Raw genomic sequence first — 25,448 nt, 5'->3', positions numbered from 1 at the left:
TTCAATGAAAAAGATTCTAATCCTGGGTATTGTGGCAAGTGGCAAAACGACATTGGCTAAGGAACTCTCTCAAAAACTAAATATACCTTGGTATGAGCTGGATACGATCGTGCATCATGAGACACCTCATGGAAGAAATAAACGCACTCCGGATGAGCAGATTGCGGTGATTCAGGACATTGACCGTTACGGAGCATGGATATTCGAAGGGACGGATCGGGAATCTTACCGGTGCTTATGGGACATGGCAGATACCATTATCTTTTTGGATACACCCTTGTGGAAAAGAAAAACGAGAATCTTTTTGCGATTTATCAAACAAAATCTAGGAATTGAAAAAAGTCATTACACAGCTGATGTACAGATGTTAAAAATGATGTACAAATGGACAAGGGATTTTGAGCGAAATCGAGTGGAGTTTGAAAAAAGATTGCAACCATACCATCATAAACTGATCATCTTAACGGATAACAAAAAACTGGAGTTAATCCATTCATAATTGTTGTGAAGAGAATCAAAAGGTAAGCATCAATGGAGAGGAGGGGCCCTCATGCAGTATGATGACATTGAGCAAACGTTGACTACGGAGCGGCTGTGCCTGAGATTGTTCGAGGAATCCGATGCTGCCGCCGTTACTGAGCTGTGTAACAACTACAATATTTATAAAAGCACGCTAACGTTACCTTACCCTTACACGTTGGATTGTGCGTTATCCTGGATTCAGCATCACCGACAGAATTTCGAGAAAGAGAAACACTATGAATTTGCGATTTGCGATAGGGCAACAGGAACACTATATGGCGCGATAGCCTTATCTTGTGATCATCGGTATGATCATGGCGAAATTGCTTATTGGATCGCTGAGGCGTATTGGGGAAAGGGTTATGCGACAGAAGCTTCGCAAGCGATGTTGTACTTTGCCTTTCATGTGAAGAGGTTTCATAAAGTATATGGACGACACTTTGCTTCTAATCCGGCATCTGGAATAGTTCTTCAAAAGATAGGTATGACCCAGGAAGGTGTCCTCATGGATCATGTGAAGAAAGAGGGTCAATACGAAAGTCTGATCTATTATGGAATTGTAAAAAGAGAATAGGAATAAACGGAGCTTTTGATCCTCAGGGTTGTAAACAGAATATAGAACCTTCACAGCTTTATTTCCACATCATTAAAATGAACGAGCAGACAATGACGGTACATGGTGCATCCGTTCATTTTCTGCTTCTTTTTTTGGTTTTTGAAAAGCGTAAATCTATCCCCCTATATGAGTAAATCAACACTTCTCCTTCCATTCAGAAACTTACAAATATCCTCCCTGAAGATAGTGGTTTATCCCATAATTTAGCATTTTTTATGCATTTTTATGACTACTAATACCCTTGAATGTTTTACAAATTCGGTGATTTACCAAATCATTCTTCTTACATTCAACTTGTATCCTACTTGTGTACCAGAGAATTCGGTATGGAATCAACCACATTTCAGGAGGGTATACATTGTGAAAAATAGTAAACGCAAAAGTTATCAAAGCCTGATCCTCTCGCTTGTATTTATGCTTGTCATCCTGTCGGGATGCGGGGCTTCAGCCAGCTCAAGCTCCAGTGAAGGTGGAATGCCCGAAGTCATCCGAATCGGTATTATGCCAAGCGAAGAGGGCGAGATGAACCGTTCCCAGGAACAGCTAGCAACAGATATTACGGAAGCAACCGGTATCCCTGCAGAAATTTTTGTAGCTGAAGATTATAACATGGTTATCGAAGCCCTGCGTGCAGGCAAAATTGAAATTGGACTGATTGGGCCGTTTGGTTACATCATCGCTACGGAACGAGCCAATGCCAAACTGCTTGTTCGCTCCGAAAGTGATCAACAATCGAATACGGTCATCCTCGTTCGGAATGACTCTCCATATCAAAGTGTACAAGACCTTAAAGGAAAAGATTTTTTGTTTGCTGATCCGGCATCAACCTCCGGCAATTTGTATCCACGTGCCACATTGATGAAAGAGCTTGGTCTTTCTAACAAGGAACTGGATTCCTTTTTCGGCAGTGTAGCGTTCTCCGGTGGACATGACAAATCACTGCTTGCACTGGCAAACGGCAATGCGGATGCAATTGGTACATCAAGTCTCATGGTGCCGATGATGGCAGAATCAGGACTTATTAAAGAGGAAGATTTCCGCGTGATTGCCGAATCGGATCCGATCGTCGGCGGTGCTCCACTGCTATATCGTCAAGACTTGCCAGAAGAATTGGTTACGCAGCTGCGTGAGCTTATGGTGGAGTATGATACGAAAAACCCTAAATTCCTCGAAAGTGTAGGCGCAGCCCGTTTTGTAGAAGGCAGTGACAGTGATTTTGATCCAATCCGGGAAGTCGCCAAAGCACTGGATATGTCCCCAGAGGAACTGTTGAAGAAATAGAATCCAAACTTGAAAGATAAGGAGGAAATAATATGACACTTTTACAGGTGGAAGGGTTGTCCAAGGTATATTCGGACGGAACCAAAGCGCTTGATAACTTGAACCTGACGATTAATGCCGGAGAGTTCGTTGTCGTCATTGGACCAAGTGGCGCCGGGAAGAGCACCTTGCTGCGAAGCCTGAACCGAATGATCGAGCCGACAAACGGAAAGATTCAGTTTAAAGGCAGTGAAACCATGGGCATCAAGGGGAAAAAGCTCCGTGAACTCCGCCGTCATATGGGCATGATCTTTCAGGGATATAATCTGGTCACTCGCGTATCCGTTCTTAATAACGTGCTGCATGGACGATTAGGCTACATGAATCCGTTCAAAGGGGCACTGGGTCTCTACTCCAAAGCAGATACAGAGGCAGCCAAGGTTATGCTCCACCGTGTTGGTTTACATGAACAGATGTACAAGAGGGCAGATGAACTCAGTGGTGGTCAGCAGCAGAGAGTCGGCATTGCACGTGCGCTTTCGCAGAAGCCGGATTTGATACTGGCAGATGAACCGATAGCGAGTCTTGACCCTGCTTCCTCGGAGACGATCATGCATTACTTGTATACGATCTGCAAAGAGGAAGGCATTGCCTGTTTGTGCAATCTGCATCAGGTAGATATTGCGAAGAAATATGCAACCCGTATCATCGGCATTCATAAAGGGTCCAAGGTCTTTGACGGAACACCTGAAGAACTGACGGAAGATATGATCCGGCTCATTTACAACCAGACCAATCCCAAAGTGAAGGAGACAGCCTGACATGAATGCGGCACAGTTGCAATCTGCCCGAAAAATGAAACGCACACAGACGATATTGTTTGTTATTGTGCTGTTGGCTCTCATCATCTGGTCTTCCATCGGCGCAGAGTTTTCATTAGGTGCTTTATTTGCCGGGATAGGAGAGAGCTTCCGATTTATCTTTTTCGATTTTCTTCCACCTGATCTTTCTTCACTTTCCCAGCTCATTGAACCTGCTCTGCAGACTCTGTATATGAGCGTGGTAGCGATGGTCATCGGGTCGGTTGTAGCAGGAATGTTATCCTTTTTAGCCGCAGCCACAACAAGCCCGCACCCTTACCTTCAGGTATTTGTTCGTGCAGCTACATCGCTGTTTCGTAACATTCCCGTCATTATCTGGACGATACTGCTTGTTGCAGCGTTTGGACTTGGTGCTGTAGTTGGTACGATGTCGCTGATCCTGATCTCGATCGGTATGCTGACGCGTTCCTTTGCCGAGGTGCTTGAAGAGATTGATATGGGGCAGGTAGAAGCGGTTCGTGCTGCTGGTGGAAGTTATTTCCAAGTGTTATCCCAAGCCGTATTTCCACAATTCCTTCCCGGGTTTATCGGCTGGAGCTTGTACAACTTCGAAATCAATGTACGCGCATCCACGATTGTAGGCATGGTTGGAGGCGGTGGCCTCGGCTTTATCCTGCAATCCAAACTGAAGTTGTTTCAGTATCAGGAAGCCAGCATGGCCGTGCTGCTTGTGCTCGTTATCGTTCTTGTTGTGGAAACGATCACCAATCGTGTAAGGGAGCGAATCATATGAGTATGCAAATGAACGAAGCGAAGCCATCTTTTACACTGTATACTTCCATGCCAGAGCCACCCAAGCCGAAAAGGAACAAGCTGTTAGTGATCGGTCTGCCGCTTATTGCTGTGCTTTTTGTGTTCAGTCTCCTTCAGCTGCAGTTCGACTATTCCAAGATTGTCCAAGGCTTTACGAAACTCGGCGGTTACATGGGAACCATGTTTCCACCTGATTTCTCGGCCTGGCGCCACGTCCTGCTCGCGGCTGTGGAGTCATTGCAAGTGGCCATTCTTGGATCGGTGCTGGGGATTGTCGTAGCGTTCTTTCTTTCCTTTTTGGCTGCAAGCAATTTGACGCCTCATCCGTTCGTTGCTTGGATCATTCGAAGTGCTGCTTCCTTGCTTCGTGCGATTCCTACCATCGTGTGGGCTCTCATCTTTATCGTGTCTGTTGGTCTCGGACCACTCCCCGGAGTGCTTGCGATTGCTGTGTCTGCGGCAGGTATGCTTGTCAAAGTATTTGCCCAGTCACTGGAGGAAATCGACAAGGGCGTACTCGAAGCGATGCAGTCTACGGGTGCCAGCTGGCTGCAAATTGTCATGCAGGGTATTTTGCCTACGGTGAAGACAGCCTTTATTGCCTGGTGCGTGCTGCAGCTGGAAGGCGGTATTGCCGAATCTACGATTCTTGGTGCGGTTGGCGCAGGAGGCATTGGATATGAGATGACTCATGCCATGAAATCCTATAACTTTGCGGCGGCTTTGTTTGTCGGACTGGTTGTTTTCGCCATGGTATTCAGCGTGGAGTTTGTGGCAAACCGATACAAAATGAAGCTAAAAACACGTCAGAACTAATTCATTTACATTCATAATAATGAGTATCATTTTGAGGAGGAAGCACAATGTCAACATCTAATTCACTTTTAAAACAAGGCCCTCAGGTTCAGGCTAAGTATAGCGAGAATAACGGAATTGCATTAGCCTGGAATATGGCAGAGACCATGGAGGCGGAGGCTGTTTACCATTCGGTTCTACCGGAATTTATTGAATCCAGCAGCACGCTGCTTGATATAAAGATTGACCCGTCAGGAGCAGTATTCACGAGAACGGTTTCTCCTGGCCGCAACTATTATCATGTGAAGTTCACGAATGGGTCGGTGTCAACCATTAACGATCGCATGATCCACACGGATGGCGTAATTAATTTCCGGGATATGGGCGGCTACCTTACAGAAGATGGTCGTACCACCCGTTGGGGGATGCTGCTGCGATCTGCTGATCTGCATGAGCTTAGTGAGCAGGACCTGCAAACGGCAGCCGCGCTCGGTATTGACTGGATTTGTGATCTGCGCAGCGATTTTGAAGTAGCCAGCCGTCCAAGCCCAGCCATTGGTCATGCGATCAACACGAATATTCCCTTTATGGCGGAAGCAAGTCCTGAGGAAATGCAGAAGATCGGACATGATCTTCATGCAGGTTATAAAGCCATGATTTTAAATACGGAGAAATGTGCACTTATCCTCAATGAACTATTAAAAGAAGAGCGGGATACTTCCTTATTCCACTGTGCCGCGGGTAAAGACCGGACCGGAGTTGTATGCGCCTTGATTCTTCTCACCTTGGGTGTGCCGCGAGAAGTAATTATTGAAGACTACGAGCTGACGAATCTCGCGGTGGACGGACTCATGCAGCGCTTCTTATCCGGAAACAACAAGGACTATCAGAAATATATGGATCAAATGCCTGAACTACAGGGAGCGATTCCGGAGATGATGAAAGCGGCCTTCATACAAGCTGCACTCGAAGCAATCGACGAGAACTACGGGACTTTCGAGCATTATCTTACAGATGGACTAGGCATTTCTGCAGAGCAGAGGACAGCTCTTCAAAACAAATACCTGGTTTAGTAAAAATGGAGTCCAGACACTGGAATACAGTGCTGGACTCCTTCTTGCCTACGTCTGGTTGCGCAACTTCTTCTAAGACTGGTAATATAGGGTGAAATGTGTAGATCACGCTAAAATTCAAATGAAGTCCTCATCAATGGGAGAAAGGGATTATGATATGAACAAAATATCGCTTGTCGATACAGCATACATGATGCTGCGTGAGCGAATGGTCTGCGGAGAATTAATGCCCGAAACCCTGCTATCCGAGAACGAATTGGCTGAGGAGTACCAGATGAGCCGTACACCGATTCGTCATGCCATTGCTCGTCTTGAATCAGAAGGTTATGTAACTGCTCTCAAAAATCGCGGTGTCTTGGTTAAGGATGTAGGAGGAAAGGAATTTCTTGATCTCATCGAACAGATTCAGTCCATGCTTTTTTACAGTTTCGAAATGATGAAGAACCCGAACCGAGAGATCTATTTAAATCTGGAGTCGCTTGCAGCTCATGTGGAGGTACAGCGAACCGCAGAGAAAAAGAATGATTATCCTTTATACACCGAACATCATTTTCTTTTCATGCGGGAGATCGTTGAATCCTTGAACAATGGCGTCATGCTGAACACATTTGATTCCTTTCGGGATAAACTTTACATGTATTCCATCGTCCGCTTCAAGCGAACACCACATATCAAACATTACAGTGCGATCGGGATTAATCGAGACACGCTGCACGCCTTATCCAACAATGATTATAACGCAGCTCAAGAGGTTGTGTTATCTCTCATTCCTATCACCAGAGAGCGTATGCTTGCTACAGGTCAGTTTTAACTTTTTTTCTATGAAAAAGGTATGGGCTATTTTGATATGTCAAATGTTTCAAAACGATATAACGCTGCCTCAACGGGCAGCTTATTTTGATAGAGGAAGGTGAGGAAAATGACTGTTGTAGGTATACTCGGAACCATTCATAATCCGGAATTGAGAGAAAAATATAATTGTTCACTCGCCCTATACGAATCTCTTATAACTGAATTTGAGCCGGATATCATATGCGGAGAAGTACACCTGTTAAGCTGGCAGAAATACATCAAGGACCGCAATAATAAGGGATATTGGGGAGAGCCGGCAACCGAATATTGGGAACTCATATTTCCACTATGTGAGGAAAATCAGATTGAATTTGTACCCATTGACTGGTTTGAATTAGATGTGTGGAATAATTTCGATCCATTTGGCGGTTACTCTGAAGTGGAACGTAAAGAGCTGGAGAAAAAAGACGATGAATGGTTTCTCAAACAAATGAGTACACATGCTGCTGGAAACATACCCTTCAATTCGGTGGATTTTGATGAGATGACCCGCCTGAAATATGAATGGTTAAATCAGACTAATCCGACGGCAAACAACATTCGCTGGGTCGTGCGTAATCAAATCATGATTCAGCGGGTGAAAAATACATGTGATTCGAATCCCGATAAGCGCATTCTGTGTATTGTAGGAGCGGATCATAATTACCTGTTCCAAGAGGCACTACTCAAAGAACCGATTCAACTGATCTATCCATTGAGGTAGTCTGCCCCGATTTGCTGCACTGTAATGATGATGTCCATACATTTTTAATACATCAGAGACCATTTCGTATATAATAGAGGACACGTATCATTCTACATAATAACGAGGTGCACCAAGCTATGGCAACAATTTACGATTTTACAGTTACCAAAACTAGCGGAGAACGATTCCCGCTCTATCAATATGAAGGAAAGCCCGTGCTGATTGTGAATACGGCAAGCAAATGCAAATATATGCATCAGTTTGATGATATCCAGAAGCTGTACGATAAGTATAAGGATCAAGGGCTTCAGGTTATCGGTTTTCCATGCAATCAATTTGCTGAACAGGAGCCCGGAAGCAGTGAAGAAGCGGCTTCGTTCTGCCAGATTAATTATGGTGTGAAATTCCCCATGTTCTCCAAAATGGACGTGAATGGCGATACGGCACATCCCCTGTATGACTTCCTGAAAAAATCGGGACCTTTCGCCGGGTTTGATGAGTCCGATGTGCAAGCCAAACTGCTGAAGTTAATGGTCGCGGATAAGGCACCTGAATGGCTGCACGGAGATGCAATCAAGTGGAACTTCACGAAGTTTCTGATCAATGCCGAAGGGCAAGTAGTCAAACGCTTCGAGCCTGTGGATTCCATGGATGCAGTTCAGGCTAGTATTGAGCAGCTGTTGTAATTATAGAGATTTGAAGAGGCCATGAGTTGAACCGTGAACAGCGGTACGTTCATGGCTTCTATGCTAGATAAGAAAACCTCTCCTATAGGGGGCACTCAAAATGACACGTATGCATCAGTTTAATGCACCGCTGGAATACAGTTATCGTTCAACGCGCACTTTTTACAGCGGAGCGTCAGACGGATTTCATTCTCATCCGCACTATGAGGTCTATTATTTTCATGCCGGAGAGTGCACCTATATTATAGGCGACCGTGTGTACAGCCTGGAACCAGGAGATCTGATTCTAATGCATGGAATGACGCTTCATCGGGCACATCCGGTACCTGGCGGTTTATATGAACGCACTACATTGCACTTTGATCCATCACTAATTCGCAGCAGCCTGCATCCAGATCGAATCAGCGAGGTACTTATGCCTTTTGATGAGCTGCGAAACTGCCGAATTAATCTGACGGGTGACATCCGTGCGGAATTTGAATCCCTGCTGCTGAATCTGGATCAGCTATCGAACAATTCAGGCGAGTTCAGACAGGAACGAATGACAGTACGTTTGTGCGATCTGTTATATTTTGTGGCTGGCATTTGCCATGGCATCGTGGTGGATCATCGTCCTTCATCCGATAAGGAGCGCCATGTCCAGCACATCATGGGTTATGTCGATACGCATTATATGCAGGATATCGGTCTGGATGATCTGGCGAGCGAGCTTCATTTATCCAAGCCTTACCTGGCGGGGTTGTTCAAGGAAATGACAGGCAGCACCATATTTAAATATTTGTATGACCGCCGTATCAATCAAGCCAAACTATTATTTCAGTTTCAACCTGATATTTCGGTTACTGAGGCAAGTAGGTTGTCAGGGTTTAAGCGTTTGTCACATTTCAGCCGCATATTCAAACAAAACGTGGGCTGTGCACCTGACCTATATCGTACTCGCTTACACAAGACCCAGTGATGGATACGGCAAGATATTACTCTTATCAACAGGAACAATTGGCGCGAACCGAAGGAGGTTTTAACGAATGACAACGGAATTACCTTATGCATTTCAGTACCGAATTGGGTCATCCGAATCAGACTATAAGTCATTATATCGGCCTTCCGCATTGCTGGAACATATGCAGCTTGCAGCAGACCGCGATCTGGCACGGATGGGTATTACCGTATCGGAAATGCTGGATCAGGGGCTGGGCTGGATGTTAATCACGACGGATTTGACCATATTCCGCCAAGCTCGATTGGAGGAAGAAGTCAGTCTCCAGACCTGGCATAAAGGCAACAAAGGAGTCATGTGGCTGAGGGATTATGTTCTTACCGATACAGAGGGGAATCACATCGCGGAGGCACGGACTTCCTGGGCGCTTGTCGATCTGGAGAAGCGAAAGCTCCTCAGACCAGCAGCACTGCCTTTTGAAGTGAAGTCACATCCCGAATTATCGCTGGGTGAACCCCCGGAGAAAGTGGTGCTTCCTTCAGGACTGGAGCCACAGGAAGACTATCGCCTGATTGTTCGATACAGCAGCACGGACAGCAACGGTCATATGAATAATGCCAGATATGCCGATGTGTGCTGTGACGCACTTACTGCTGAAGAACTTGCGGCTCGTCTGACACACATGCAGATATCATATCACCGGGAAATTCGAATGCAGGAAGAACTGGTCGTGGAACGGACGGAAGCGATAGATGGCGTTATATGGATTCGCGGACGATCAGGAGCCAATGCGCAGAATATTATTTTTGAAGCAAAGTTAAGTTTTGAAGAGGTTGTTGCTTAAATATTGAGATTAAAGGCTGCCCAAATCCTCGGGGTGGTCTTTTTGCTGTGTTTAGAAGACAGGCAGAAAAGGTAAAGAAAGGGTAATGAAACCAGAGGAGGCGTTTAAGAATGAATAATCAGATTCCGGGTCAGAATAAAGAACCGAATAAGGCACATGCGCACGATAATCCCGAACAATACCCGACGGAGAAGGAAAGTTTGCTTGACCAGTATGAAGAAGAGCAGACAGTGGACCCTATTCCCTTGGAGGATCTGAATATGGAACAGCAAGAAGAGAAAAATAAGGATCAGACCAAGAGCAATTCGTCGACTGAAGAGAAGTACCGTGCGGATTATCGGGAGACCGATAAAGACTAATTTGCATATTTAGTGAAAATAAAATAGTTTGTTGACTAATGTATGTTACTATATTATAGTTACTAATGTTAGTTTAAAAATCTTGATATTAAACCAATTGTGGAGGCGAATCGTTATGTCTAAATCTTTCTTTGACGCGTTGAAAAACAGAAGATCCTATTACGGAATCAGCAAGGAATCCACGATCTCGGATGCCAAAATTCAAGAAATCGTTGAGGAAGCGGTAAAGTATACGCCAACTTCTTTTAACTCACAAACTTCCCGTGCAGTGGTTTTGCTCGGTGAACAACATGATAAACTGTGGAACCACACTGAAGAAATCTTGCGTGAAGTGGTTGGGGATGCAGAAGCCTTCAAATCCACAGCTGAGAAAATGGCCGGATTCCGCAGCGGATACGGTACCGTATTGTTCTTCGAAGACAACAATGTGATTGCACAACTTCAACAGAACTTTGCAGCCTATGCGGATAATTTCCCGATCTGGGCGAATCAATCCAACGGCATGCTGCAGCTTGTGATCTGGACTGCACTGGAGCAGGAAGGTCTTGGGGCTTCCCTGCAGCACTACAACCCACTGATTGATGAGAAAGTGAAACAAGAATGGAATATTCCAGAACACTGGAGACTGATCGCTCAGATGCCATTTGGTAAACCAACAGCTACACCAGGCGAGAAAGAATTCCAACCGATTGAAGAACGTGTAAAAGTACACAAATAAGTATTAAGCTTTAGGCAGATTTCCAACATTTAAACACATACGGCCTCGCTTCAATTTGATACGATGATGTAAGAATCGTACTCCAATGAAGCGAGGCTTTTTGATGTGAACAATAGAATAAAGAAACATGCGGGTCGACAAGTGGTAACAGTCTTGTTGGTTGCTCTATTGATACTTGGACTGGTACCGGGCTTTCCCATTTCTGCGGAAGCAGCAGCGGCAAAACAGCAATTCCAGGATATCAGCACCAGTTATGCGAAAGATGCGATAACTCATTTGGTGAACGAGGGTATTGCTGCCGGAACGTCAGAAACCAGGTTCGAACCCAAGAAGGCCGTGACACGAGCTGAATTTGCGACGTTTGCTGTTCGATTACTCGGCTTGAAACCTGTTAAAAATAATATTAGTCCATACAATGATACTAGTACTACGGCATGGTATTATGGCAATGTTTCTGCAATGACCAATCTTTCCATTCTGGAAGGGAAAGGGCAGGGAAACTTTCAACCAAACGCATCCATAACGAGAGAAGAGGCGGCTGCCCTGCTCGTGAGAATGCTGAAGCAGACGTCCAGTTCTACAGGACTTTTGCCTACAACTTACGTTGATGCATCTAATATTTCGGTATGGGCGAAGCCTTATGTACAGAAGGTATATCAGCTCGGACTGATGCGTGGTAGTGATGGTTTATTCCGACCGCAGGATCAGGTGACTCGCGAGGAAGCTGCCGTGATGCTGGATGCCATTTTACAAAAGAAAGAATGGTCGCAGCAGCTTGGGAATGCTGATTCCTTGGGAATACAGCTGGGATGGCAGTATAACTCCACTACAGCGGAATTCAAGAAACAGGTTGAACAATCCAAGGTGAATACACTGGTTCCCCGGTGGTTCTTTTTGAACAGCAGCATGCAGATTACAGACCATACAGACTCTGCGCTGCTCACATGGGCATCGTCAACCAATCGGGAAGTTTGGCCTCTGCTTGGCAACCGTTCCGATGCTTCGATGACCCACCAGATGTTATCCAGTTCAGCCAACAGGACGTCAGTCATCACTCAGGTTACTGCTTATGTGAAGAAATACCAATTAGATGGTATTAATGTGGATTTTGAGAACGTATTGCCAGCGGATCGGGCAGGCATGACTGCTTTTGTGACGTCGCTTGCTGCTTCGCTGCATACGATTGGTGCTGTCGTTTCAGTGGATGTGTCTCCTGATCTGGGTACGGACTGGACCGACGCATTCGATTATGCCAAGCTTGGTGCCGTGTCCGATTACATGGTTCTTATGGGATATGAGGAACATTGGAATGGAGATCCTATAGCCGGGTCGGTTGCCTCACTTCCTTGGGTAGAAAGAGCCCTGGATACCATGCTTACGGACGTTGTGCGTGCTAAAGTTATTTTGGCCCTTCCACTCTACACCAGAGACTGGTCATCGGCTAGCCCGGCAACAGGTTCATGGGATATAACCCTTGCGGAGCAGGGAACACGGGCACGTGCTGTGGGCTCTGTGAGACAGTGGAATTCAAGTCTGGAGCAATATGTTATTGGTTATTCGAGTAACGGCTTGGCAAGATACATCTGGGCAGAGGAGAGCCGCTCCTTAACTGCCAAAGTTAGAATGAGTACAGCCCGGAAGATAGCGGGGCTGGCGTATTGGTATATGGGCGGGGAAACAGCAGATGTCTGGGATGCCATCTCCAACGCTTCCCGTTTTGAATCATATCTATTCTAATGTTAATCTAATGTAAGGAATAAGAAACCCGAATCGGACCGTAAATCATGCGGACGGTTTGGGTTATTTATTTTTTGTACAAGCTAGAGCTAGGACGTTTGAGTCTGATTGAACGGTTTAATGTATAGAAGGATCGGAAGCGATCTACAGAGACCAAGACAAAAGGATAGACTGGAGGAGATGAAGGTTGCGAGAGTATGATTGCATCATTGTAGGTGGCGGGCTCGCAGGACTTCAGGCTGCCATTCAGCTGGGACGTTACAGTTCGCATCAGCTGCTGGTGGTAGATGCTGGAGAAGGCAGGTCAACCCTGTGCCGAACCTATCATAATATTTTGGGATTTCCAGAGGGTGTATCAGGCGAAGAATTAAGATCCAAAGGCAGAATGCAAGCCGAGAAGACTGGAGTTGCATTTGAAAAGGATCGTATTGTTAAAGCAGAACGGGTTGGAGAACAAATTCAATTAACGGGTTCCTCCGGCACCTTATATTCAGCAAGGACTGTGCTGCTGGCAACCGGGCTTAGTGACCGTTTTCCCGCGATTCCGGGACTCAGGCCAACACTGGGCAGATCAGTCTACGTGTGCCCGGACTGTGATGGTTATGAAATTCAGGATCGTCGCACCATATTGCTGGGATCAGGAGAAGCTGGTGCCAATATGGCCATGATTCTGATCGAGCGTACCAATGATCTTCTGTATATCAACCATGAACAGAAACCAATCTCTGCCGAGCTTCACCGAAGCATGAAGGAGGCAGGCGTACGTTATCTTGAAGCGGCGGTCCAGGAAGTACAACAAACAGAGGACGGATATATTACAGGGGTACTGACCGAAGATGGGCAGATCTATGAATCAGAACGCGGATTTATTGCTTTTGGTGGCAACCGGGTGCATTTCGAGCTTGCAGAGCAGCTTGGAGCGGTTATCTCAGACAATAAGCATGTTGAAGCGGATCATCGCAGTTTGCAGGCTGCTCCGAATGTTTGGATTGCAGGGGATTTGGGACTTCATGCGGAGCAAGCTACGGTAGCGATGGGTGAAGGCTCTATAGCGGCTATCTGGATTCACAAAGAGTTACAGAAGATCAAAAAGGAAAATAAAGTGAAACAGTTGTAGACAAAAGCACGGTGCGACCAGGTTTTCCTTTCATAGATATACGAAAAGTCCTCCAGCCTGTTAGGTTGAAGGACTTTTTGATTGAGCTGCAAATAGGTTGAGACTCTATTATTTTGATTTGTCTTGGTGGGTTGCTGCCGATTTGTCTTTGGGATGTCCAGAAATATTGTCCACGATATCTCCAATCGCATCCTCAATCATGTCTGTCGGGCCAGGATTGTTGGGATCAGGATGAAGGACAGTATTCACACCTGGCTCAAGATCTTTGTTTTTCTTTTCTTTTTTAGGTTCACTCATACGTATATCCTCCTTATCAATCAGGTCTAGGGTGTTCCTTAACATCTCCAAACGTTGTAATGTATATGTAAACGATTAACCGCTGGAATGGGTTTGAAACGTTTTGAGTTGAAGGAGGTAGCTATGTGTTCAAAAAGATGAGTGTACTCCTGCTGCTCCTTGTTTTATGCATTTGGACGTATTGGAGAACGGGTGGAGAAGATCAGAATCCATATCTCATTACAGACTACAGTCGCCTACATCCGGTAAAAGTGGAACGAGTCGTGCAGGGTCATCAGGAACAGCAGCTTGTAGAGCTGCTAAAGGATGCAAGGGAGAATCATCTGACGGTGTCCATAGCAGGACAACGTCATAGTCAGGGCGGACATACCTATTACCGAGACGGCATCATAATTGATATGACTTCTTATAACCGTATACTGGACATTCAACCGGAAGCCAAAATGATTACTGTTCAGGCCGGTGCAACATGGGCGGATGTGCAACGAGCAATCAATCCTTATGGCCTTTCGCTCAAAAATATGCAGTCTCAAAATATCTTTACGGTCGGAGGTTCGATTAGTGTGAATGCCCACGGGAGGGAGCTTCGCAACGGATCTCTGATTCAGAGTGTCGAGTCCTTTCGTCTCCTGACTGCTGATGGGCAGATCCAGGAAGTGAGCCGTTCATCCAATTCGGAATTATTTCCGTTGGTTCTAGGCGGATATGGACTCTTTGGCCTGATTTTGGATGTGACACTGACGTTGACGGACGATGAATTATATCAACTTAACGTAGAACGAATTCAGGCCGCAGCGTACCCAACGTATTTCCGTAACAATGTACTTGGCGATCCGGACATGCGGATGCATCTGGCGCGCATCTCACTTCAGCCGGGTGAAGGGTATTTTAGCGATATGTATGCTCTTAATTATGCCATCGATACGGGGGCCTCGCTTCAGGATTATAATAAAATGTCTTTCCGTGAACCTGGCGTGCTGCCTGCCAAGATTCTATTCAACCTTAATCGCGGAACGGTTTGGGGCAGAGAGTGGTTTTGGGAACTGCAGCAGCGATATTTCGATTCACAGGACGGAACGAGGATCAGCCGGAATAATGCGATGGCCTCTCCATCTGCGTTTATGGAATATCATCAGCCCGGCACTAACGACTTGCTGCAGGAGTATTTTATCCCTATGGATGCTTTTCCTGCTTTCGTTAAGGAGATGGGGGAGATCGTTTCCCAAGAGAAACTCGATCTGCTGAACATAACCGTTCGTTATGTGCCGCAAGACGATGAAGCCGTTCTATCCTATGCGACACAGGACATGTTTGGTCTGGTATGCCTGTTCCATGCCTCGCTGTCAGAAGAAGAACAGAGTAAGTTCAAGGCTAGTTTGCAGAAGATCTTAGATGCAGTGATCCGCTTCAAAGGGACCTATTATTTGCCCTATGAGGCGTATGCTACAGCAGATCAATTCGATCAAGCCTACGCTCACAAGGATGATTTCTTTAAAGCGAAGGAACAGTACGATCCAGAGCATGTATTTATGAACTATTTTATGGAGCAATACGGAGGGAACGGTAAATGAATATGAAGTGGTTGGTCCGTTCACAGAGTGTGGTTACCCTTGCTTCGGGTATGATTTATCCTTATTATTTGTTGTTTCTTAAAAATCTCGGGAACAGCTTCTCCAAATATGGACTTGCCTTTGCTGTTTTTACAATCAGTTCAGCGGCTGCATCACAGTGGCTGGCCCCTCGGCTGGACGTGTATGCCAAGCGATGGCTCATGATGAGTTCGCTGGGCATGGCTGGAGCAATGATTGCTTTTCCGTGGATTACAAGCTACATATGGGTATTGCTGCTGCAGATAATCATGGGGCTCTGCAATGCCATGCAGCGAATGAGTGAACGGGTGCTGCTTGCAAACTATACGGAGCCAGGTAAAAGGGGCAAGCCGGTTGGCAATTATCATTTCTGGACGTCGGCAGCATCAGGATTTGCCGTAATTATCGGTGGACTGCTGATTGATTGGCTTACGATTGATGTTTTGTTTTATCTAAGTGCCCTGTTGTATGTTTGGGGAAGTATATCCATATGGCGCTCAATTGATGCAACAACCCATTAATAGATGAAGTGTTGAAATAGCCTGATTAAACTCCAGCGAGACGTTTATATTATAGATGACAAGCCAAATCATTACGCTCAAGGAGGAATTTAAAATGAATGAGAGTAATCATGTAATTCATAAAGATGGTCAAGTGGCAACGGAGAAGGTTGAGAATGCAATCGACAAAATTGCACCAGAGGAAAGAGAGCAGATTCTGCAAAACTTCGATGCATTCAAAGAGTATTTGGGTAAACGGATTGCTATGGGAGAATCCATTGGCCTAGGTGAAGAGCAGATGGCGAAAATTGCCGAGAAGGTAGCCGATTATCTGGCAGCTAAAGAAGAGCCGCGTAACCGTGAAGAGAAGTTGCTGCAGGAGCTATGGAATGTAGGTAAGGAAGAGGAGCGACATATGCTGGCTCATATGCTGGTCCGCCTTGCACAGCACACTCATTAAAAGCAAGAGAACCTTGGATGCGAGGCATTCAAGGTTCTTTTTATTGTAACTATTTTTCATCTCGCTGATACTTTTAAATGATTGTAAACAAGTATGATGATTTTAGTAAAAGTTTAAACGAATTTTCACATGACCGTTTGAAGGCAAACCCTTCCGGTTAAGGAATGAATAACGTTCATATAAGGAGAGATGCTGCCTATGAAGAACGCGGCGAAACAATGGAAATTAAAAATACTTGGTACTGCTGCACTGTTGCTTGGTATCATTGTGCTTACTACATATTTGCTTACACCGGCAAATGCCGAGGAAAGTGCTGGTTCCTCACAGGCTTCCGCAAAAGAAGCTCAGGCAGCCAATTCCGAGATGTATACAGCCTATGTGGATGAGCTGCAGCAGGAGAATGGCAAACTCTATTTGATCGTGGATAGAATCGGATGGTATCAGGGAGAAGAAGCGGATAAAGTGTTCCAGCAGCGCAACCCTGATTCAGGTATAGATGGTGCACCGGATGGATACTATATTATCAACGACAGCAAGGAGCAGGACAAGATTGAAGTTAGCGGCAATGCCGAAGTGCTGATGCAGCTGTATGATCGCGACGGAACGGTAAAAGGAACAGACATTCAGTGGAATGAACCGATTCCTCTCAGCAAATTTGAATCCTTGTACGACAACAAAAACATTGTGGATCTGTCCGTATTCCCATATCACCTTACAGTGCAGGATGGTAAGGTTACAAAAATCGTTCAGCAATATATCCCATAACATGTTGAGCTTAGTTAGCATTCCTCCTGTTCGTCAGAACGGTGAGGGATGCTTTTTTGATTATGACAAAATGTTAAAGAAGATTGTAATTCATTGTAGGTACATGTATCATTATTGGAATGGTGTTTTTACATAGTTCAGGAGGCTTCTCATGCTTAAAGACATGATTGCATTAACGAAGCCCAGACTTCTACGGCTTAATGTATTTGCGGTTGCTGTAGGATTCTGGGTCGCTTCAAAATGGGATATCTCTTGGTTATCCCTGCTGCTTGTCATTATTGGATCTACTCTGGTTATCGCATCAGCATGTGTCATCAACAATTACTGGGATCGAGAACTTGATCAGAAGATGGAGCGGACCAAAAAACGCATCGAGTATATCAACCATCTTCGTCCGGCCTTTGTGCTATGGTACGGTATTATTCTTGGAGTTGCTGGTTTTGCCGTGTTATACGTTTGGGTGAATCCGCTGTCAGGCTGGCTTTCGCTTCTTGGGTGGTTTGCTTATATTGTGATCTATACGATGTGGCTGAAGCGCAGTTCTACCTGGAGCACTTCTCTAGGCGGCATAGCCGGGGCGATGCCGCCGGTAATTGGTTATTGTGCGGTGACCAATCAGATTGATATGGGAGCATGGTTGCTGTTTGCACTGTTATTTCTATGGCAGCCGCCACACTTCTGGTCGCTCGGGATCCGGCGGGTTGAGGAATATCGTGCAGCGGGGTTTCCGCTTTTGCCTGTTGTGAAAGGGATTAAACGGACCAAGTTTCAAATGGTGCCTTATGTGTTCCTGCTGCTCCCTGCTGTATTTTTGTTGTACTACTACGATTACGTTGGACTTGTTTTTCTGATCGTGTCGCTGCTAAGCAGTGTGGTCTGGTTCATCCATACTCTTAGCGGGTTGAAGACGCAGGATGACGAGAAATGGGCCAAAATCAACTTTTTGATTTCGGTTAACTATTTAATGCTTATTTTTATCTTGATGGTTGTGAATACGACCTGGAGGTAACCATCAAAACGAACGCCTTATGGAACAGCGTGTGGACAAGCTAATTTGTCTTCATTAAGGGCCTGAGGTGTTTTTTTGATATAATGAACAGATGTTGTATGTATGTAAGTGGGTAAGTTTGGGAGAGGGATGTATAGATATGAGTCAACTAGAACAAGCAATTCGGTTAAGACAGGAAGGCAAGACACAGGAAGCAATCGAGTTATTACATACCATGGCGGAGAAGGAACCGGGCAATGCGGACGTATGGTATCAATTGGCCTGGGCACATGATTCACTTGGATTGGAACGTCAAGCCGTTTCATATTATGAAACAGCGCTAAGCCAGGGATTAAAGGGGGAAGACAGAGCAGGAGCCATTCTGGGTCTCGGCAGTACATATCGGACTCTGGGTCAGTATGAGCAGGCTAAGAAGTGGTTGGAAACGGGAATGGAAGAATTTCCGGAACAGCGGGAATTTGAAGTCTTCTATGCCATGGTGCTCTACAATACCGGGGAACATGCGGAAGCCATGAAACGGCTTCTGGTTCAGCTGGCAGATACATCTTCGGATCGAGGCATACATGATTATCGTAAGGCAATCCGCTTTTATTCGGGTCAACTGGATCGCATCTGGGAGTAAAACTATTCCTTTGTTTTTCAAATCAGCATTAATAAAGAGGAGATGATATCATGAGCTCCAATGAAGAACTGGAACAGTTGAACGAAAGAATGGATCGGCTTGAGCAGAAGCTGGATCATTTGGCAGTTCATCTTCAGGGAAACCAGCGTTCACCCGCTACGCGATTTCTGATTGGCTTTGCTGTTGTGTTGGCTATCCTCTTTATACTCATGATATGCATCGGTGTTATACAATTTGTAAGTAACGTGAACTAAGATAACGGGGGAGGCTCACTCCCCAGTAAAGAAGAAACGTGGCTTGTACATACACTCGAAAAATTAATTGAATCCTATAGGTTATCTTGAATCCTCCTTTCAGACTAAGGGGTATGCGCCAGCCATTCTTGTACTGCTTCAATAAAACGGCGGGTGGCTGGAGACAGATTGGCAAGAGATGGGCAGGCCAGCCCAATAGTACGATAAGGGTCGCCGCTGAGTGGTACAAGTGCCAGTTCATTCGTATGACCTTGTAATACCATCTCAGGCAGGAGACTGATCCCGAGTCCGTTTCGAACCATAGCCATGATGGCCTGATCTTCAGCAACTTCATAGACTACATTCAGCTTGGCGGCGTGCTGCCGAATCAAACGTTCGATCTCATTGTCACCACCCCAGCGGGGGAGGATAAAAGGCTGTTCCAGGAGCAATTCAAAAGATACAGAAGTCTCATCTGCAAGTGGATGACCTAGAGGCAGGATGCACATCATCCTGTCTTTTTGCAATGGGATGGTCTCATAAGACATTGATTCGCCAAGGGATAAAAAGCCGAGATCGATAGCCCCGCCCGCCAACCAGGCTTCGATTTCAGCATAGTCACCCTCCCACAGTTTGATCTCTATACCCGGATGCCGTAAGCGGAACTGCTTCAGTATTCCAGGCAGCCACTGTGTCGAGACGCTGGCAAATGTACCAATGCGCACTGTGCCGACCTCAGCTCCGCGAATGAGGGAAATCTCCTGATTCATGAGCTCGTTCCAACGCAAAATTTCACGAGTGTAACCAAGAATCCGTTCCCCTTCAGCGGTAACCTTTACACCTGTTCGGCCTCGGTTCAACAATGTAAATCCGCAATCCGACTCCAGACTGGCAATGGCATGACTGATAGCAGACTGAGTTATATTCAGAGCATCCGCAGCCTTGGTAAGACTTCCGTATTCTACAACGGCATTCAGAATTTCATACTTGACCAATGACATAATTCAATCCGTTCCTTCCGGTGAGTAATACATGAATTTATTTCATAAATACTATTATAAATATTCATTTTTATAATGGAAAGAGATCGTTTATACTTGCCAAGGCGAGTTATTTGTACGGACTCAGCATAGAACAATACATAGAATGAAGGTTGAAGCAGAGTGGGTAGAGTCATTGGAAAACAAGTTAATGTTTCAAGAAGAGCAGATCTGCAGATGCTGCTCGCAACCGTTATTTGGGGTTCCTCCTATTTATTCATGAAGTCAGGTCTGGAGTCCATGCAAGAACTCAATTTGGTTGCTTTTCGCTTCAGTATCGCTTTTATTGCCGCAGCGGTTATTTTCCACCGGCGACTGTTCCGAATGGATCTGAAAACACTTGGGGCAGGTACCATCATGGGTACTGCATTATTTGCAGCTTTTGTGCTGATTACTTATGGGGTACAGCGGACAACGACTTCGCAGGCAGGGTTTCTGATTAGTTTGGCCGTAATCTTTGTACCGATCCTAAGCACCATCTTACATAGACGCATGCCAGATACAAGGCTGATGATTAGCATTATTGTGGCTGTTGCCGGGCTTGGTCTGCTCACACTCCAGCATGAGCTTAGCCTGCATACTGGTGATATCCTATGTATTTTGGCTGCTCTAACGTATGCTATTTATATCATGATTGCTGGAAGGTATATTCCGAAACATGATCCCTTAACGCTTGGCACCATTCAGCTGGGGGTTGCAGCACTCTGGGGAATCGGGGCCACGTTTCTGTTCGAGAGTCCGCGGTTGCCAGATAGCCCGGAATCGTGGGTAGCTATTCTCGGACTTGGGGTACTGTGCAGTGGTATTGGATATATCCTCCAAACACTGGCTCAGCGTCATGCATCGCCTACCCGGACCAGTCTCATTTTCTCTCTTGAACCGCTGTTTGCTGCAGCCTTTGCTTTTAGCTTCCAGGGAGAGACATTAACGCTGCAAGGATATACGGGAGCCGCATTGATGCTGCTGGGTGTATTAATAACAGAAATTAAAACATTGGACGTCAGGTTTTGGCGCAGGAAGCGGGGCACAATACCTGCAGACCTAGGGGAGCAGGGAGCTTCCGGAATATAAAATCGGCTTAAGACAAAAGAGTTCGAACATCTCTTTCTAGAAGAGTGGACGAACTCTTTTTGTTATGAATTGCAATCCATCTTGACTAACAAAACAAACAAAATTATAACTTGTTTTGTTGGATTATGTTTTTTATGCTACACTAAATGTAAATTAAGGGAGAACGGGTGAGTGAGTCATATGGGCAAAAAAGTGACCATGCAGCAAATCGCCGATGCTGCGGGGGTGTCAAAATTCGCAGTCTCGCGTGCTTTGACGGGAAAACCAGGGGTGAGTGAACAAACCAGGGAAATGATTGTGAGAACGGCAGGTCAACTGGGGTATTTCAAAACAGAAACCAAGCGATATCCTGTTGAGCCACAGCCTGTACGCAGCAACAAGCCAGTGCAGTCAGGCACGATTCTCATCTTGTTTCCCAATATTCGTTCCCAAAATCGCTCCTCACTGTACTGGGGGCCTGTATTTGACGGTATTTCTGCCCGCCTTAACGAACAGGGGATGGATATATTAACATTAACCGAACCATCTTCGGACCGGATGTTCTCGGTACTTAATCCTGAAGCAATTAGTGGCATTATAACCGTGGGGTCCATCTCCACCCCTATACTGCTTGAAATTTATAGACTTCAAATCCCACTCGTGATGGTGGATCATGAAGACCCGGCCATTCACGGGGATACCGTATTTACGGATAATATCAAATGTATGAAAGAACTGGTGCTGATGCTCGTAAGCAAGGGGTACAGACGATTCCAATTTGCCGGCCAGCTTCCTGATGCACCAAGCTTCAGAGAGCGATGGTTGGGATACCGAACGGTGCTTGAAGAAATGCAGCTACCAACAATGCAGCATGCTGACTTGCTGGGACCGGATCTCAAGCTCATTCAGAAGGCAATAACCGAAATGCCGTTAGAAGATATTCCAGAAGTCATCGTCTGTACCAATGATCATACGGCAGTAATTGTACTGCGTGCCTTACAGAGTCGAGGCATTGCAGTGCCTGAGCGCTGTGCGGTAACGGGGTTTGATAATACGAGTGTAGATGAGCCTATTCTGGCCACGGTTCATATCAACAAGGAAAACCTCGGCATCAGGGCAGTGGATCAATTATTATGGCGTATGGATCACCCCCATGAGCCGTATGAGCGCAAGTTGATCTATTCCGATTTGGTTGTCCGGGATGAGTACAACGCCATTCGTGAGCAAGATCAAAGTGAATAAATGATTATCGGATAGAGAAGAAGACATGAGCAATGAACGGCTCATGTCTTCTTTGTTTTCCTATTTTGTTATTTAAGAAAAACGGATTGACGTTAAGTGGGTTATCATGTTAATTTTGTTTTGTAAGTTATTCGATAATTTAATAACAAAACCTAACAAATTGTTTCGCTTAAGACACTTCATCAATAAACGGAGGCTGTTATGAGTAAAATACAATCACAGATTTTTCAAAATTGGACGTTCAAGGCTTGTGAGGATCAAGAATGGTTGCCGGCTCAGGTGCCAGGCTGTGTGCATACGGATTTGCTGAAACTGGATAAGATTCCGGACCCGTTTTATGGAACGAACGAGAAAGAAATTCAGTGGATTGACAAGAAGGATTGGGAATACCGGACAGAGTTTGATATTAACAAGGATTTGTTGTCTCAGGAACATCTGGAGATTGTATTTGACGGTCTAGATACATATGCGGATGTATATGTGAATGACCAGCACGTATTGTCCGCTGACAACATGTTCCGGGTGTGGAATGTGGATGTGAAGTCCATTGTGAAGGCCAGTGGTAACGTACTCCGAATTCGTTTTCGGTCACCGATCCAAGAAGATCTGCCCAAGCTTGAGAAGCTGGGTTATGCATTGCCCGCATCCAATGATCAGTCCGATGTCGGTGGACTTGGTGATAAACGAGTGAGTATTTTTGCCCGGAAAGCACCGTATCACTACGGTTGGGATTGGGGTCCCCGCTTCGTAACCAGTGGCATCTGGCGTGAAGCGCGTCTGGAAGGCTGGTCCGAAGTGAAAATCAATGATGTATTCATCCGGCAAAATGAAGTAACCGCTTCCGCAGCCTCGCTGACGGCTATCGTGGAGGTTGAAACCTTCAACCCGATTGAAACGATTATCCGTATTGGTACGGATGGTCAGACATGGGAACAGGCTGCTTCGCTGCAGGCAGGCGTGCAAACGATCGAAATTCCAGTTTCGATTAACGAACCGAAGCTGTGGTGGAGCCGGGGATTGGGTGATCCACATATGTACTCCTTTGTTACAGAAGTGCTCAAGGGAGAACAGGTTTTGGCCGATTCGACGGTTAAGACAGGACTTCGATCGATTCGCCTGGTGCGGGACAAGGATGAAGCCGGAGCTTCTTTCTACTTTGAATTGAACGGTGTTGCCGTCTTTGCGAAAGGCGCCAATCATATTCCAAATGACAGCTTTATTACGGAGATTACGGCAGAGCGTTATCGGCATGAGATTGTCTCAGCAGCCGAGTCCAACATGAACATGCTGCGGGTATGGGGCGGCGGTATTTATGAAGAAGATGTCTTCTATGAATTATGCGATGAGTACGGCTTGCTGGTTTGGCAGGACTTTATGTTTGCATGCAGCATGTATCCGGGTGACGAAGCGTTCCTGAACAGCGTGAGACACGAGGCCATCGATAATGTGAAACGTTTGCGCAATCATCCAAGCATCGTACTGTGGTGCGGAAATAACGAAATCGACTCGGCTTGGGCTCATTACATTGAAGACGGTGGCTGGGGCTGGAAAAAGGATTATAATGCCGAACAGCGCGAGAAGATCTGGGCAGATTATGAAGCCATTTTCCATGAGCTACTTCCGGAAGTGGTTGAAGCCTATGCGCCAGGTGTGGACTATTGGCCTTCTTCGCCACTCGTATCATTGACGAATGATGAGAAGCAGCATGCTAATCCATCGACGTCGGAAGGGGATATTCACTACTGGGGCGTGTGGCACAGCGTTGAACCATTTGAAAACTACAACGTTTACGTTGGCCGTTTTATGAGCGAATACGGATTCCAGTCGTTCCCGGAATACAAATCCGTTCGCAAATATGCGGAGGAAGAAGATCTGGCACTGGAATCCGAAGTGATGCTGGCACACCAGAAGAACGGTGCAGGTAACCGTCTGATCAAGCAGTATATGGACATGTACATGCATGAACCGAAGGACTTCCCATCCTTCCTGTACATGAGTCAGGTACTTCAGGCTGAAGCAATGAAAACAGCCATTGAAGCACATCGCCGCCGTAAACCCTACTGTATGGGAACACTCTACTGGCAGATGAATGATTGCTGGCCGGTCGCTTCCTGGGCAGGCATGGACTACTTCGGTAACTGGAAGGCCTTGCAGTATTATGCCAAACGCAGCTTTAGTGATGTACTGGTCTCGGTGGATGGTACGAAGGAAGATAGAACGGATGTTTACCTGATTTCAGATCAGCTGCAGCCGGTTGAGGGTCAATTGCAAGTGCGACTCATAGGGTTCGATGGTACGGTATACCGGGAGGAAGAGCACGCAGTGAGTCTGGAATCGAATTCCGGTAAACAGGTCCTGACCCTGAACAACGCTGACTGGCTCCAAGGCCACGATCCGGCAGCAACCCTGTTGCGATTGGAACTGAAGCAGAAGGGTCACGCTGATATTGTGCAGGAACACTATTTTGCACCGTCGAAGGATCTTGGCTTGAAGCAAGCTGCGATCCAGGTGACTGAAGTGCAGGAGTCCGATGGTTCATATCTGGTTCTGGAAAGTGACACACTGGCTAAACAGGTATGGATCTCTACAGAAGCTGAAGGCGTGTTCTCCGATAACTTCTTCGATCTCATTCCTGGCATTCCGGCGAAGGTCAAATTCACGTCCAGAGAAGGATTACAGAATGCTGGTGCTGCCTCGGAAACTGGTGCGATTGAAGTTCGTTCGATGGCTGATTTTATTAAGCTGTAATCTTCCGATTCTGGTTAACTAAAAAGCTCTTTAATTCAAAACCGTTGATTCTCCTTCT

28 protein-coding genes are annotated in these 25,448 nt (G+C 45.9%); 26 read left to right on the top strand and 2 right to left on the bottom strand.

Going from position 1 to position 25,448, the window contains the following annotated elements:
• Nucleotides 1-4 precede the first annotated feature (4 nt).
• The 16 genes from CHI14_RS06835 (at nt 5) to CHI14_RS06760 (ending at nt 13,835) form a co-directional block, all read left to right on the top strand.
• Complete coding sequence (locus tag CHI14_RS06835) at nt 5-499, top strand: P-loop NTPase family protein (RefSeq protein ID WP_095287632.1); 495 nt, start codon at nt 5-7, stop codon at nt 497-499.
• Nucleotides 500-550: 51 nt separating this feature from the next.
• Nucleotides 551-1,096, top strand: coding sequence for a GNAT family N-acetyltransferase (locus CHI14_RS06830; protein ID WP_095287631.1), 546 nt, complete (start codon nt 551-553; stop codon nt 1,094-1,096).
• A 402-nt stretch (nt 1,097-1,498) separates the two neighbouring features.
• Nucleotides 1,499-2,419, top strand: a complete 921-nt coding sequence (locus CHI14_RS06825) for a phosphate/phosphite/phosphonate ABC transporter substrate-binding protein (RefSeq protein ID WP_249281028.1) — start codon at nt 1,499-1,501, stop codon at nt 2,417-2,419.
• Nucleotides 2,420-2,451: 32 nt separating this feature from the next.
• Entirely contained in the window at nt 2,452-3,219 is a 768-nt protein-coding gene (gene phnC, locus CHI14_RS06820; protein WP_095287630.1) for a phosphonate ABC transporter ATP-binding protein, read from the top strand.
• A 1-nt stretch (nt 3,220) separates the two neighbouring features.
• On the top strand, nt 3,221-4,012 hold the full coding sequence (phnE, locus tag CHI14_RS06815; protein ID WP_095287629.1) for a phosphonate ABC transporter, permease protein PhnE: 792 nt from the start codon (nt 3,221-3,223) through the stop codon (nt 4,010-4,012).
• Nucleotides 4,009-4,848: a phosphonate ABC transporter, permease protein PhnE gene (gene phnE, locus CHI14_RS06810; protein WP_095287628.1), complete on the top strand. Its 840-nt coding sequence runs from the start codon at nt 4,009-4,011 to the stop codon at nt 4,846-4,848. Before phnE (CHI14_RS06815) ends, phnE (CHI14_RS06810) begins: the two co-directional genes overlap by 4 nt.
• 47 nt (nt 4,849-4,895) lie before the next feature.
• Nucleotides 4,896-5,900 carry a tyrosine-protein phosphatase gene (locus CHI14_RS06805; RefSeq protein ID WP_095287627.1) on the top strand — a complete coding sequence of 335 codons (1,005 nt, stop codon included), beginning with the start codon at nt 4,896-4,898 and terminating at the stop codon, nt 5,898-5,900.
• Nucleotides 5,901-6,057: 157 nt separating this feature from the next.
• On the top strand, nt 6,058-6,711 hold the full coding sequence (locus CHI14_RS06800; protein ID WP_170948034.1) for a GntR family transcriptional regulator: 654 nt from the start codon (nt 6,058-6,060) through the stop codon (nt 6,709-6,711).
• A gap of 108 nt (nt 6,712-6,819) precedes the next feature.
• Nucleotides 6,820-7,455, top strand: coding sequence for a hypothetical protein (locus CHI14_RS06795; protein WP_095287625.1), 636 nt, complete (start codon nt 6,820-6,822; stop codon nt 7,453-7,455).
• A gap of 119 nt (nt 7,456-7,574) precedes the next feature.
• Nucleotides 7,575-8,123 (top strand): glutathione peroxidase, encoded by a 549-nt coding sequence (locus CHI14_RS06790; protein WP_095287624.1) that lies wholly within the window; start codon nt 7,575-7,577, stop codon nt 8,121-8,123.
• Nucleotides 8,124-8,223: 100 nt separating this feature from the next.
• Entirely contained in the window at nt 8,224-9,081 is an 858-nt protein-coding gene (locus tag CHI14_RS06785; protein ID WP_095287623.1) for an AraC family transcriptional regulator, read from the top strand.
• A 67-nt stretch (nt 9,082-9,148) separates the two neighbouring features.
• Nucleotides 9,149-9,904, top strand: a complete 756-nt coding sequence (locus CHI14_RS06780; protein WP_095287622.1) for an acyl-[acyl-carrier-protein] thioesterase — start codon at nt 9,149-9,151, stop codon at nt 9,902-9,904.
• Between the two features lie 110 nt (nt 9,905-10,014).
• Nucleotides 10,015-10,263: a hypothetical protein gene (locus tag CHI14_RS06775; protein ID WP_095287621.1), complete on the top strand. Its 249-nt coding sequence runs from the start codon at nt 10,015-10,017 to the stop codon at nt 10,261-10,263.
• 115 nt (nt 10,264-10,378) lie between these two features.
• Nucleotides 10,379-10,981: a nitroreductase family protein gene (locus tag CHI14_RS06770; protein ID WP_095287620.1), complete on the top strand. Its 603-nt coding sequence runs from the start codon at nt 10,379-10,381 to the stop codon at nt 10,979-10,981.
• A gap of 105 nt (nt 10,982-11,086) precedes the next feature.
• A complete protein-coding gene (locus CHI14_RS06765; protein ID WP_249281027.1) occupies nt 11,087-12,718 on the top strand; it encodes an S-layer homology domain-containing protein in 1,632 nt (543 codons plus the stop codon).
• A 187-nt stretch (nt 12,719-12,905) separates the two neighbouring features.
• A complete protein-coding gene (locus CHI14_RS06760; RefSeq protein WP_095287619.1) occupies nt 12,906-13,835 on the top strand; it encodes an NAD(P)/FAD-dependent oxidoreductase in 930 nt (309 codons plus the stop codon).
• Between the two features lie 108 nt (nt 13,836-13,943).
• On the opposite strand, the gene CHI14_RS06755 is transcribed toward CHI14_RS06760, so the two are convergent.
• On the bottom strand, nt 13,944-14,132 hold the full coding sequence (locus CHI14_RS06755) for a hypothetical protein (RefSeq protein WP_095287618.1): 189 nt from the start codon (nt 14,130-14,132) through the stop codon (nt 13,944-13,946).
• 125 nt (nt 14,133-14,257) lie between these two features.
• Here CHI14_RS06755 and CHI14_RS06750 point away from each other — a divergent pair, with 125 nt between their 5' ends.
• The 7 genes from CHI14_RS06750 to CHI14_RS06720 all read left to right on the top strand — a co-directional run bounded on the left by CHI14_RS06750 (nt 14,258) and on the right by CHI14_RS06720 (nt 19,331).
• Nucleotides 14,258-15,703: an FAD-binding oxidoreductase gene (locus CHI14_RS06750; RefSeq protein WP_249281026.1), complete on the top strand. Its 1,446-nt coding sequence runs from the start codon at nt 14,258-14,260 to the stop codon at nt 15,701-15,703.
• Nucleotides 15,700-16,242: an MFS transporter gene (locus tag CHI14_RS06745; RefSeq protein WP_095287617.1), complete on the top strand. Its 543-nt coding sequence runs from the start codon at nt 15,700-15,702 to the stop codon at nt 16,240-16,242. Before CHI14_RS06750 ends, CHI14_RS06745 begins: the two co-directional genes overlap by 4 nt.
• 94 nt (nt 16,243-16,336) lie before the next feature.
• A complete protein-coding gene (locus CHI14_RS06740) occupies nt 16,337-16,681 on the top strand; it encodes a DUF3243 domain-containing protein (RefSeq protein ID WP_095287616.1) in 345 nt (114 codons plus the stop codon).
• Between the two features lie 198 nt (nt 16,682-16,879).
• Nucleotides 16,880-17,446: a hypothetical protein gene (locus CHI14_RS06735; RefSeq protein WP_095287615.1), complete on the top strand. Its 567-nt coding sequence runs from the start codon at nt 16,880-16,882 to the stop codon at nt 17,444-17,446.
• A 151-nt stretch (nt 17,447-17,597) separates the two neighbouring features.
• A complete protein-coding gene (cyoE, locus tag CHI14_RS06730) occupies nt 17,598-18,455 on the top strand; it encodes a heme o synthase (protein ID WP_095287614.1) in 858 nt (285 codons plus the stop codon).
• Nucleotides 18,456-18,594: 139 nt separating this feature from the next.
• Complete coding sequence (locus CHI14_RS06725; RefSeq protein ID WP_095287613.1) at nt 18,595-19,077, top strand: tetratricopeptide repeat protein; 483 nt, start codon at nt 18,595-18,597, stop codon at nt 19,075-19,077.
• A gap of 50 nt (nt 19,078-19,127) precedes the next feature.
• Entirely contained in the window at nt 19,128-19,331 is a 204-nt protein-coding gene (locus CHI14_RS06720; protein WP_095287612.1) for a hypothetical protein, read from the top strand.
• A 104-nt stretch (nt 19,332-19,435) separates the two neighbouring features.
• Here the strand turns inward: CHI14_RS06720 and CHI14_RS06715 are convergent, their stop codons facing one another.
• Nucleotides 19,436-20,311: a LysR family transcriptional regulator gene (locus tag CHI14_RS06715; protein ID WP_095287611.1), complete on the bottom strand. Its 876-nt coding sequence runs from the start codon at nt 20,309-20,311 to the stop codon at nt 19,436-19,438.
• A gap of 162 nt (nt 20,312-20,473) precedes the next feature.
• Between CHI14_RS06715 and CHI14_RS06710 the strand changes: the two genes are divergently transcribed.
• From CHI14_RS06710 to CHI14_RS06700, 3 genes are all read left to right on the top strand, one after another.
• Nucleotides 20,474-21,421, top strand: a complete 948-nt coding sequence (locus CHI14_RS06710) for a DMT family transporter (protein ID WP_249281025.1) — start codon at nt 20,474-20,476, stop codon at nt 21,419-21,421.
• A gap of 180 nt (nt 21,422-21,601) precedes the next feature.
• Nucleotides 21,602-22,642 (top strand): LacI family DNA-binding transcriptional regulator, encoded by a 1,041-nt coding sequence (locus tag CHI14_RS06705; protein ID WP_095287784.1) that lies wholly within the window; start codon nt 21,602-21,604, stop codon nt 22,640-22,642.
• A gap of 201 nt (nt 22,643-22,843) precedes the next feature.
• Nucleotides 22,844-25,390 (top strand): beta-mannosidase, encoded by a 2,547-nt coding sequence (locus CHI14_RS06700; protein ID WP_095287609.1) that lies wholly within the window; start codon nt 22,844-22,846, stop codon nt 25,388-25,390.
• Nucleotides 25,391-25,448 lie beyond the last annotated feature (58 nt).

Origin of the sequence: Paenibacillus sp. 7516 (assembly GCF_002272715.1) — a bacterium.
GTDB lineage: Bacteria > Bacillota > Bacilli > Paenibacillales > Paenibacillaceae > Paenibacillus > Paenibacillus illinoisensis_A.
Note: the sequence above shows the minus strand (reverse complement) of the source record. Positions and strands in the feature narration are given on the sequence as shown.

What these genes read in the sequence shown, in the direction of transcription:
- CHI14_RS06780 (WP_095287622.1), top strand. Translation starts at nt 9,149, where the DNA reads ATGACAACGGAATTACCTTATGCATTTCAGTACCGAATTGGGTCATCC.
- CHI14_RS06800 (WP_170948034.1), top strand. Translation starts at nt 6,058, where the DNA reads ATGAACAAAATATCGCTTGTCGATACAGCATACATGATGCTGCGTGAG.
- phnC (WP_095287630.1), top strand. Translation starts at nt 2,452, where the DNA reads ATGACACTTTTACAGGTGGAAGGGTTGTCCAAGGTATATTCGGACGGA.
- CHI14_RS06720 (WP_095287612.1), top strand. Translation starts at nt 19,128, where the DNA reads ATGAGCTCCAATGAAGAACTGGAACAGTTGAACGAAAGAATGGATCGG.
- CHI14_RS06740 (WP_095287616.1), top strand. Translation starts at nt 16,337, where the DNA reads ATGAATGAGAGTAATCATGTAATTCATAAAGATGGTCAAGTGGCAACG.
- CHI14_RS06745 (WP_095287617.1), top strand. Translation starts at nt 15,700, where the DNA reads ATGAATATGAAGTGGTTGGTCCGTTCACAGAGTGTGGTTACCCTTGCT.
- CHI14_RS06805 (WP_095287627.1), top strand. Translation starts at nt 4,896, where the DNA reads ATGTCAACATCTAATTCACTTTTAAAACAAGGCCCTCAGGTTCAGGCT.
- phnE (WP_095287629.1), top strand. Translation starts at nt 3,221, where the DNA reads ATGAATGCGGCACAGTTGCAATCTGCCCGAAAAATGAAACGCACACAG.
- CHI14_RS06700 (WP_095287609.1), top strand. Translation starts at nt 22,844, where the DNA reads ATGAGTAAAATACAATCACAGATTTTTCAAAATTGGACGTTCAAGGCT.
- phnE (WP_095287628.1), top strand. Translation starts at nt 4,009, where the DNA reads ATGAGTATGCAAATGAACGAAGCGAAGCCATCTTTTACACTGTATACT.
- CHI14_RS06715 (WP_095287611.1), bottom strand. Translation starts at nt 20,311, where the DNA reads ATGTCATTGGTCAAGTATGAAATTCTGAATGCCGTTGTAGAATACGGA.
- CHI14_RS06785 (WP_095287623.1), top strand. Translation starts at nt 8,224, where the DNA reads ATGACACGTATGCATCAGTTTAATGCACCGCTGGAATACAGTTATCGT.
- CHI14_RS06835 (WP_095287632.1), top strand. Translation starts at nt 5, where the DNA reads ATGAAAAAGATTCTAATCCTGGGTATTGTGGCAAGTGGCAAAACGACA.
- CHI14_RS06735 (WP_095287615.1), top strand. Translation starts at nt 16,880, where the DNA reads ATGAAGAACGCGGCGAAACAATGGAAATTAAAAATACTTGGTACTGCT.
- CHI14_RS06795 (WP_095287625.1), top strand. Translation starts at nt 6,820, where the DNA reads ATGACTGTTGTAGGTATACTCGGAACCATTCATAATCCGGAATTGAGA.
- CHI14_RS06705 (WP_095287784.1), top strand. Translation starts at nt 21,602, where the DNA reads ATGGGCAAAAAAGTGACCATGCAGCAAATCGCCGATGCTGCGGGGGTG.
- CHI14_RS06775 (WP_095287621.1), top strand. Translation starts at nt 10,015, where the DNA reads ATGAATAATCAGATTCCGGGTCAGAATAAAGAACCGAATAAGGCACAT.
- cyoE (WP_095287614.1), top strand. Translation starts at nt 17,598, where the DNA reads ATGCTTAAAGACATGATTGCATTAACGAAGCCCAGACTTCTACGGCTT.
- CHI14_RS06725 (WP_095287613.1), top strand. Translation starts at nt 18,595, where the DNA reads ATGAGTCAACTAGAACAAGCAATTCGGTTAAGACAGGAAGGCAAGACA.
- CHI14_RS06755 (WP_095287618.1), bottom strand. Translation starts at nt 14,132, where the DNA reads ATGAGTGAACCTAAAAAAGAAAAGAAAAACAAAGATCTTGAGCCAGGT.
- CHI14_RS06790 (WP_095287624.1), top strand. Translation starts at nt 7,575, where the DNA reads ATGGCAACAATTTACGATTTTACAGTTACCAAAACTAGCGGAGAACGA.
- CHI14_RS06770 (WP_095287620.1), top strand. Translation starts at nt 10,379, where the DNA reads ATGTCTAAATCTTTCTTTGACGCGTTGAAAAACAGAAGATCCTATTAC.
- CHI14_RS06830 (WP_095287631.1), top strand. Translation starts at nt 551, where the DNA reads ATGCAGTATGATGACATTGAGCAAACGTTGACTACGGAGCGGCTGTGC.